Genomic DNA, 9,884 nt, shown 5'->3' on the forward strand with positions numbered 1-9,884 from the left:
CGATATTGTAAATCACAAGTTAAAATTCTTCATCTCGACAAACATTAATTTGGTTTTGCGAGTGCTTAGCGCGTCGTTCTATAGAACTTACTTCAGAATCAATGGTTTCATCTAAACTTTCTGAAAGTGGTTGATGTTGTTGAGCATCATTTTCAAAAATTTGTTCGAGTTCCGCTAAGAAATTTCGATAGCTTTCAAAGACTTTTTGATCATCCGTATAGATGCGTTGTTGCTCAGCTAATAGACGCTCATCATAGTCTCTAAATATTTCAATACTATGTTGAGCATGTTCTTGACTTAAACCTAACGCGGTTAAGGTGCGAAATGCCATACCGAGTGAAGATAGAAAAGTTTCACGCCAAATATGCTCAATGCCTAAGTCTTTAAGTAAATGCATATGATGTCGATCACGGGCACGGACGATGAGTTTGAGCGTTGGATAATTCAAACGTAAATGGCGAGCAATATTCATCGACATTTCCACATCGTCTACAGCAAGTACAAAGGCCTTAGCATGCTCGATGCCTGCAGATCTCAATAAATCAGGGGAGGAGGCGTCTCCATAATAAATTTTACCACCGTACTTTCTCACAAAATCAATTTTTTCTAAATTATTATCAATGGCTGTAAAGCTGACATGATTGAGATAAGCAACGCGCGCCACTATTTGTCCGACGCGTCCAAAACCTGCAATGATTAATGTTGAATGAGTGTCTGGTAATGGGACATCTTCAGCGCTATCAGTCTTTCGATCAAGATATGGAATGAGCCATTGTTGTGCAAGCCAGAAAATGACAGGGGTGAGTGCCATCGAAATTGCAATGATCAGAATCGTAGGGGATAACACTGCTTGAGTAATTAAACCTTCGGTATTCGCAACAGCTAAGATCACATAAGCAAATTCTCCTCCTTGAGCAAGACAAATGGCAATCAATACACTGGTTTTGCATTGAAATTTAAAATATCGCGCGATTGCAACCATGCTTAATATTTTTATGATGATCAGCACGAATGCCCCACCAAAAATGAATAGCGGCTGATCTACGAGGAGATCAATCGGTGTCATCATGCCTACGCTCATAAAGAATAAACCGAGTAATAACCCTTTGAAGGGTTGAATGCTCGATTCCAGTTCATGGCGAAACTCAGAATCCGCGAGTAATACACCTGTCAGAAAAGCACCGAGCGTGGTGCTTAATCCGAGCATATCCATAAACAGAACGACAGCCAAAACAATGAAGAGTCCAGCAGCCGTAATGAGTTCAGTGGCACCACTCTGTACAATGAATCTAAAAAATGGTCGCATCACATAGCGACTAAATAAAAATAAGCCAGTAAACGTTGCAACAACAGCGGCAAAATAAGCAATACCATGATGTGTAGACTGATTTCCCGCGAGTAGGGGAATCAGGGCGAGTAAAGGAATAGCGGCAATATCTTGAAACAGTAAAATAGAGAAAGATTGCTGACCATGCGCGGTATTCAGCTGCTGCTTTTCTGCAAGTAATTGCATGACAAATGCTGTAGATGATAAAGCAAGGGCAAGACCAATTACGACACTAGCAGCAAGATGCTGTTGGAAGAACAGCCAAATGGTTGCGACAAGAATTATACCTGTGATCAAGACTTGAGCACTTCCAATCACAAATATAGAGTGACGCATATTCCACAAGCGCTGAGGGCGTAATTCTAGGCCGATTAAGAACATCAAAAAAATCACGCCGTACTCAGCTAATTTCATTAATGTTTCGGCATCATTGGTCACATTCAATGCACTTGGACCAAGTAATATTCCTGTAAACAAATAACCTAAGACTGTCGCAATACCAATTTTTTTTCCGAGCGGAACAAAAATTAATGCGGCAGCTAGAAAAATTGTGATTTGTAACAACAATGGCATTGGCCTTCCCTAAAGTGGAATGTTGGACTGATGAAATTGTAATCGTGTCTGCTTTAGCTGTGTAAATTTAATTCAGGTCTTCGACTTTGATAATTTAACTCTATTCATGATTAGCTTAGCTCTTGAGGATCTATATCAATACTGAGCTTCATCGTTGAAGGTTTTTGTTGAAGCACAAATGGCCACCATTCTCGTATATAGAAATGCATTTTTGCACGATCTGATGACAATAAAACCACATGTGCCTGATAACGCCCAGCCTTTCGCTCCATTGGCGCAGGAATTGGACCCCAAATCTCAATCAGCTCACCAGTATGTTGTTGGAGCGATTGTGTCATATTGGTTAAAAAATTGAGATTTTCTTCCTGACTACGCGATTCACAACGTATTAATGCTGCATAGCGCATTGGAGGGAGTAAAGCAGATTGACGATCATGAAGTGTTTCACGAGCAAAAGCACGATAGTCTTTATTAATGAGCGTGTTGAGTAGAGGGTGATCAGGTCGTAAAGTTTGTAGATAAACCTCACCTTTTTTTTCACCTCGTCCTGCACGACCTGCAACTTGAACAATCAATTGGGCTGTTCGTTCCGTTGCTCTGAAATCAACACTGAGTAGGCCACTATCAATATCTAAGATTGCAACTAAGGTTACATACGGAAAGTGATGACCTTTGGCTAACATTTGCGTACCAAGTAAAATCATCGGTTTACTTTGATGAATTTGCTCGTAAATTTTTTGCCAACTACCGACACGGCTCGTGGAATCACGATCTACTCTGACCACAGGAAAGTCTGGAAATAAATGTTGTAAATTCTCTTCAACTTTTGCCGTGCCCATTCCAATAGGCTTCAAGGTGTGTTGCTGACAAGAGGGGCATTGATCAGGCAGTCGATTAATTGTCCCACAGTGATGGCAATGCAGGTGCTCATATGGTTTTTTATGAAGCGTAAAATGTGCATCACAATGGGGACAATTGGCTTGCCATCCACAGCTTTCGCAGATCAGGACAGGTGCATAACCACGTCTGTTTAAAAAGATCAGTACCTGTTCTTCTTGATTGAGTCTTTTTTGAATTTCTTTAATGAGTTGTTCGCTTATACCATGCTGTTTTTGAGCAATCTTTAGATCAATTAAATGAATTTTAGGTAAGCTTGCACCTGCAGCACGTTCATCGAGTTTCAGAATCGTTAATTTTTTTTGCTCCACCAAATGATATGAGTCAATACTTGGTGTTGCTGAGCCAAGGACAATGGGGCATTGCTCTAAATAAGCGCGATAGAGAGCAACATCACGTGCATGGTAGCGAAAACCTTCTTGTTGTTTGAATGACAGGTCATGCTCCTCATCTAAGATAATGAGCCCTAAATTTGGCATGGGGGTGTAAATCGCAGAGCGTGTACCAAGAATAATGGAGGCCTTTCCTGTTTGAGCATATTGCCAAGCTTGGAGGCGCTTTGTGTCATTCAGTCCGGAATGCAACAAGACAATATTGCAGTGAAAGCGAGATTGAAACCGACTGATAGTTTGAGGGGTTAAGCCAATTTCTGGTACCAGTACCAATACTTGCTGACCTTTTTGTAAAACCTCTTGCATGACTTGCAAATAAACTTCAGTTTTTCCGCTTCCAGTTAAACCATCGAGTAAAAATGCTTGATAGCGATTTTGTGCTTTTAAAATGGATTGAATTGCTTTTTTTTGATCATCATTTGCAGTCAATGGCATTTGAGCCAGCTGTACAGGTTCAGGACTAAAGTCCTGCTGAATCAATTTACATTCGACGATTTCTTTCTTTTCAAGCGCTTTTAATGTTGCTGTTTCCACACCACTCAAATTCAGTATCGTCTCGGCAGTCCCTTGAGGGTGTAGCTTTAAAATTTTATAAGCCTCTTGTTGTTTTAAAGATCGAGCCACTTTCTTTTCAGCGTCTAAATTTAAAACTTTCCAAGAGTGAGCTAATAAATTATAGGGTTTACCCTGCCTTAAAAATGTCGGCAAAGTGGTATGCATGACTTCCCCAATGGGGAATTGATAATATTGAGCAGACCACTGCGCGAGCTGAATGATCGTATCATTGAGTATGGGTTGCAGATCCAAGATTTCAGTGATGGGTTTCAGTTTGATTTTCGGATCTAATGGCGTTTCCGGTGCGATCTTTTCGAGTACGATTCCGACTAAGTTTTGACGACCAAACGAAACAAGAACACGGCAACCTATGTGTATAGTTTGGTATTGTTCTGCAGAAACTTCATAATCAAAACAATCATATAGATAAACTGGCACCGCGATGCGCACTCGATAAACAATTTGGCTTAATTCTGAAATATTTGTCATATATAGTCGTCAATCAATATGGTGAAAACTTATCGTGGATAACCAATGCTTGTGATAGAGTGTTCAAGTTGTTGCAAGTGATCAATATGAATGAAGAGAACGGTCTAAGGCAACTCTTAAGACATCATAATTAGGAAAATTAGAGCATTATCATGCCCGCATATCAATATACTGCCATCGATGCTTCAGGAAAGCAGCAAAAGGGTGTGCTAGAAGGTGATTCAGCCCGACAGATTCGACAACAGCTTCGGGATAAACAATGGATTCCAGTACAAGTTGATGCTGTAGAACAAAAAGACAAGCATCGAACTGGTGGTTTTTTTCAAAAAAAGTTTACAGCTTATGACTTAGCTTTGATGACTCGCCAATTATCCGTATTAGTTGCTGCGGGGATCCCACTTGAGGAAGCATTAAGAGCAGTTGCCAAACAAAGCGAAAAAGCTCACGTGCAAAATTTGATGTTATCTGTAAGATCAAAGGTTTTAGAAGGTCATTCCTTGGCTCAAGGGATGCAACAATCTGGCAGATTCCCTGAACTTTATATTGCAACGATTGCTGCTGGTGAGCGATCAGGACACTTAGATCTTATTCTCGATCAATTGGCTGATTACACTGAAAATCGCTTTGCGATGCAAAAGAAGATTCAAGGTGCAATGATTTATCCTATTATTTTGATGTTGATGTCTTTCGGTATCGTAATGGGACTCATGACCTATGTAGTACCAGATATCGTTAAAACTTTTGACCAAAGTAAAGATGCGCTACCTTGGATTACGGTTGCTTTAATGAAAGCTAGTGATTTTATACGTCAAGCTTGGCCATTTGTATTGGTTGCATCGGCGTTGGGATTCTTTCTATTGGTGCGTTTTTTAAGGACTGCCGCAGGGCATTATGCTTTTGATCGTCTCACGTTGAAGTTGCCATTATTTGGAAAACTATCACGAGGTATTAATGCCGCCCGCTTTTCAAGTACCTTATCTATCTTAACGCAATCTGGTGTTCCTTTGGTCGACGCGTTGAAAATTGGTGCAGCAGTAAGTAGCAATTGGGTTATTCGAGATGCAGTCAATGTCGCGGCTGAAAAGGTCACAGAGGGTGGAAATTTGGCGACGCAACTTGAACGCTGTGGTTATTTTCCACCGATGATGGTGCAAATGATCAAAAGTGGTGAAGCCTCGGGTGAGTTGGATCGAATGTTAGAAAGAGCTTCGACGATGCAAGATCGAGAAGTTACCACATTAATTTCGACATTATTGGCGTTGTTGGAGCCACTAATGTTGGTGTTAATGGCTGCGATTGTATTGGTGATCGTGATTGCTGTCATGTTGCCAATCGTCAACATGAACAATATGATTTAAACAGATTCAATAAATTCTAATAATGAATGAAATAGCGAGTGAAAATATGCGAAACAAGATGAAAATGCGAAAACAATCTGGTTTTACCCTGATCGAAGTGATGGTAGTGATTGTGATTTTAGGTGTGCTTGCAGCACTGATTGTGCCTAATGTCATGGGGCGTGGTGAGAAAGCGAAGGTTGATACCACAATCATTACGCTGAAAGGTGTTGCAGGTGCATTAGATCAATACAAATTAGACAATAACCAATATCCATCGATGCAAGATGGGGGCTTGGATGCCTTGGTCAATCAACCAGCTTCAGCAAAAAATTGGTTACCTGGTGGTTATGTGAAGGGTGGTTATCCTAAAGATAGTTGGGATAATGATTTACAATATGTGATTCCCGGTTCGGAAGGTCGTGCATATGATCTTTATTCATTCGGCGCAGATGGAAAGCAGGGTGGTGAAGGAAATGATGCTGATATCTTTTACACACCATAAATAAAAATCATTATTAAAAATCATTATTAAAAATCATTATTAAAAACCATTCATGGTATTAATCACTTCACTTAATCGAATTAATAAATATTGAGTGAAGTGATAATCTTTATTATTTAGAAATATTAACCCAAATAATTGATAATTATAATGTTTACAAATAAAGGGTTTTTGAGATTTATAATAAGAATTATTCCCATATTTAATGGTTACAAGAAACAGAAAATATGAAGAAAATTAGGCTTTTTATTTTAATTTTTCCCTGCATAATGGAGCCAACAGCTTAGCTTGATAATAAGGGGGAATGATGAAAGCATTAATATTGTCAGATGAAATCAATTTATTTCATTGGACTGTGCTCAAGTCTGCACTGCTTATTTTGAGCTTATTACCTATCAGTCATCTATTTATTGATCTTTGGTCAAATGCAGATGCAAGCAGTCAAATCATGATCGGATTTATGGCGATTAGTGTATTTAGTGCGATTACGATTTTAAGTTTTTATAGTGCACTTAAAGCATCTGTTTTGACGCTGTCTGATGTATCTTCAACATTTGAAGCGCTGCTCATTAAAATTTATCGATCTATTCCGATGTTGAGTTTGATGGCAATGCTGTCTTACCTCACAACACAAATTTAAAAAAACCGAGCATATTTGCTCGGTTTTTTTGATATAGAACGTATATTTGATTTGAACCAAGTGTTATCGACGAGATTTAAAACTGACATCGACAACACGTGGTCTAAAGAACCAACCCATCACCAATAAAATCAATGACAATCCCAATATTGGCCAATCACTGAATCTCGTATACCAAGTTTGCCCTTCCATTGCAGGTAGATCACCACGAAGAACCGCTTTTTGATCAATTGGGGCTTGGCTGACGATTTCCCCTTTGTGGTTGATAAAAGCAGTTACACCTGTATTGGTTGCACGAATAAACCAGCGTCCATTTTCTTTTGCTCGCATTTGTACCATTTGTAAATGTTGCCACGGACCAGCCGTACCCGTAAACCACGCATCATTTGAAACGGTGACGAGGAAATCACTATTTAGTGCATTGCGTCGGGTTAGGTTCGGATAGGCAACCTCATAACAAATCGCAGCAGCTAATTTGTGGTTGTGAATTGAAAAAGGAGCTTGATCCTGCGGACCACGTGAAAAACCGCTCATTGAAGGATCATTTTGAAGCGCAGGTAACACCCAACTTAACAGGCCAGACAGCGGAATATATTCACCAAAAGGAACGAGACGCTGTTTTTTATATAAGCCTGTAGCTTCATCACCGGATGCCATCATGGAGTTATAATAACGCGGATAACCCAATGCCTTAGATTCATTTAAATCCCAATATGGAATGCCTGTTACCCAAGCTGTGTTGGTACTTTTGGCTTGCTGATCCATTGCATCTAAAAATGGTTCGATATCTGATTGAAACATTGGGATAGATGATTCAGGCCAAACCACCAAGTCACGTCCCCATTCTGATCGTGTTAATTGTGCATAGATTTCAAGTGTCTTTACTTGATACTCAGTTAACCACTTTAAATCTTGAGGGATATTACCTTGGATTAAAGAAACGCTCAGCGGTGCTGATTTTTTTTCTTCAACAAAAGTTAAATAGGATGCGCCCCATGCACCTAGTAATACAATTGAAACTGGAATAGCCCAAAAGTAGCGTTTTCGTAGGAGTTCAACAAGTGCAGATGCAATGAGAATGACCACGAAAGAAACGGCAAATACACCAAATAAAGGTGCATAGCTATCTAAGAAGCGCTCGGTAAAAGCATAACCTGCAAATAACCAAGGGAAACCAGTAAATACCCAAGTTTTTGCCCATTCAAAGAATACCCATAAAGGGGCAAAAGTAAGTGGTGTTTCTGGAAAGAATCGACGATATATCCAAGTTTGTATTGCAGTAAATAGCCCCATCACCAAGGCCATAATCGCAATCATGATGACACTTAAAAACGCAGATGTATCACCATACACATGGATAGAAGTGTATAACCAGAATGCACCAACAAACCATAAACCAAAACCGTAAGTCCAACCGATGAGGAATGCTTGTTTAGGATTTCGCTTACTGAGTGTGGCATATAGCAATGCTGGCGATAATATTGCCAGCCACCACCAATAAAAAGGTGCAAGTGCGAGACTAAAAGTCGCACCTGCTGTTAAAGCAATAAGGAGTGGATAAATGAAAGGTAATGATTTTTGTTTTTCTGAAGGACTCAATAATTTTTGAAAATAGGCTCTCATTTACGCACAGCTCGAATCAGATGAATAGTACGGACATCTGCTTCCACAATGGTAAATTCCCAATCTCCCAATTCAATCACTTGGCCTTGAAGATCGCTGACTAAACCAATTTCTTGCAGTAATAGTCCACCCACAGTTTCCACTTCATCATCAGAAAATTCAGCATTTAAAACATTGTTAAAATGTTCAATTGGTGTAAGTGCTTGAACTAACCACGTGTTACTGCTGTTGCTGGTTTGATCTGGAACAATGAAATTGGCTTCTTCATCGACATTGTCATGTTCATCTTCAATTTCACCCACAATTTCTTCAAGAATATCCTCAAGTGTCACTAAACCCGAAGTAGAACCGTACTCATCAATCACAATCGCAATATGTGTTTGAGTGTTTTTTAGCATTCGGAGCACTTGATCAGAACGCGCGCTTTCAGGCACAAAAATCGGTTGGCGCATCAGCGAATGTACATTTACTTTCGAATCACGATCTTTTAAGAAAGGTAAGAGGTCCTTTGCCAAAAGGATACCAATGACGTTATCAGGTTGATCTGTTGAAAATACAGGGAAACGTGAGTGCGCTGACTCGATGAGAACATCAAGAATATCCAATAACTCATCATCTTCTTGTAAGCTGACCATTGAAGTTCGTGGCGTCATGACTTCACGAATTTTAGTCGCTGGAAGGTCAAAGATTCCCTCGAGCATCGCTACTGTATCTGGTTCGAGTAGTCGACGTGAATCTTGTACAATTTTTAACAGTTCATCTCGGGTTTCTGGGGCTGTGCCTAACCATTTGCGTAAGCCACGCATACCCCACGATGTACCTGATTCCTCTTGCATGATCTTTCCTAAAGACTCTTCAATTGAAAAAATAAGTTTTAATCATACCGAAGAAAATACGCTTGTCTATTGGTAAAATTTTGATTCCTAATGATCTATTTGATCATAGACCACTGTATTTGGAGTCTTTTTCTGAATTTGGGAGTGAAAAGATTGAATTATGATAAAATAATCGCCCAATCTTTTAAGGGCGATATTGAATGTCTGATTCTCAAGTTCAACCTCAAATCCAGTTGAATACACGTGGTTTACGTTGTCCAGAACCGGTGATGATGTTACATCAAGCCATTCGTAAATCTAAGTCTGGTGATGTGGTGGAAGTATTTGCAACAGATAATTCAACTTCTTGGGATATTCCTAAATTCTGTATGCATCTTGGTCATGAATTGCTGTTGCAAGAAGAACGTTTAGATGACAATGGGAACAAAGAATTTCATTATTTGGTAAAAAAAGGTTAGCCCGTCGTGAATTAACGGTTGAAACAATTCATATCGTTTAAAATTGATTTTTTCGTGTACAATTTGGGTTAAGAATATCTAAATAATAATGATTAACTCATTTTGACATGAAGAATTTCATCAATAATATTCAGCGTACGATTGAACAACTCGGTCTAACTGCCCAAAACAGAGCCCTCCACATCCAATTCAGTCATTCACAACTGAATAGCCAAGTCTTCCTACAACGCATCGATGGCAGCCATGCCCTTA

The 9,884-nt window shown here is 39.5% G+C and carries 9 protein-coding genes; 5 read left to right on the forward strand and 4 right to left on the reverse strand.

Annotation, left to right across the window (positions count from 1 at the left end):
- Nucleotides 1-19 precede the first annotated feature (19 nt).
- Both AC1M89_RS08125 and AC1M89_RS08130 read right to left on the reverse strand, forming a co-directional pair.
- Nucleotides 20-1,900, reverse strand: a complete 1,881-nt coding sequence (locus tag AC1M89_RS08125; protein WP_481614097.1) for a monovalent cation:proton antiporter-2 (CPA2) family protein — start codon at nt 1,898-1,900, stop codon at nt 20-22.
- A 110-nt stretch (nt 1,901-2,010) separates the two neighbouring features.
- Nucleotides 2,011-4,233, reverse strand: coding sequence for a primosomal protein N' (locus AC1M89_RS08130; protein WP_481597487.1), 2,223 nt, complete (start codon nt 4,231-4,233; stop codon nt 2,011-2,013).
- 152 nt (nt 4,234-4,385) lie between these two features.
- On the opposite strand from AC1M89_RS08130, the gene gspF reads away from it, so the two are divergent.
- The 3 genes from gspF to AC1M89_RS08145 all read left to right on the forward strand — a co-directional run bounded on the left by gspF (nt 4,386) and on the right by AC1M89_RS08145 (nt 6,715).
- A complete protein-coding gene (gene gspF, locus AC1M89_RS08135) occupies nt 4,386-5,591 on the forward strand; it encodes a type II secretion system inner membrane protein GspF (protein ID WP_035264068.1) in 1,206 nt (401 codons plus the stop codon).
- 58 nt (nt 5,592-5,649) lie between these two features.
- Nucleotides 5,650-6,075, forward strand: a complete 426-nt coding sequence (gene gspG, locus AC1M89_RS08140; protein WP_228143111.1) for a type II secretion system major pseudopilin GspG — start codon at nt 5,650-5,652, stop codon at nt 6,073-6,075.
- A gap of 307 nt (nt 6,076-6,382) precedes the next feature.
- A complete protein-coding gene (locus AC1M89_RS08145) occupies nt 6,383-6,715 on the forward strand; it encodes a hypothetical protein (RefSeq protein ID WP_481591450.1) in 333 nt (110 codons plus the stop codon).
- 63 nt (nt 6,716-6,778) lie between these two features.
- On the opposite strand, the gene lnt is transcribed toward AC1M89_RS08145, so the two are convergent.
- Complete coding sequence (gene lnt / locus AC1M89_RS08150) at nt 6,779-8,338, reverse strand: apolipoprotein N-acyltransferase (RefSeq protein WP_481596144.1); 1,560 nt, start codon at nt 8,336-8,338, stop codon at nt 6,779-6,781.
- Nucleotides 8,335-9,174, reverse strand: coding sequence for an HlyC/CorC family transporter (locus AC1M89_RS08155; RefSeq protein ID WP_092767211.1), 840 nt, complete (start codon nt 9,172-9,174; stop codon nt 8,335-8,337). Before AC1M89_RS08155 ends, lnt begins: the two co-directional genes overlap by 4 nt.
- A gap of 200 nt (nt 9,175-9,374) precedes the next feature.
- Between AC1M89_RS08155 and tusA the strand changes: the two genes are divergently transcribed.
- Together tusA and AC1M89_RS08165 are read left to right on the forward strand one after the other, a co-directional pair.
- Nucleotides 9,375-9,632, forward strand: coding sequence for a sulfurtransferase TusA (gene tusA / locus AC1M89_RS08160; protein ID WP_035264077.1), 258 nt, complete (start codon nt 9,375-9,377; stop codon nt 9,630-9,632).
- 107 nt (nt 9,633-9,739) lie between these two features.
- The coding region (locus tag AC1M89_RS08165; RefSeq protein ID WP_481614099.1) for a hypothetical protein at nt 9,740-9,884 on the forward strand (145 nt) is incomplete at its 3' end.

The sequence above is a fragment of the Acinetobacter sp. ANC_7635 genome (assembly GCF_056779945.1).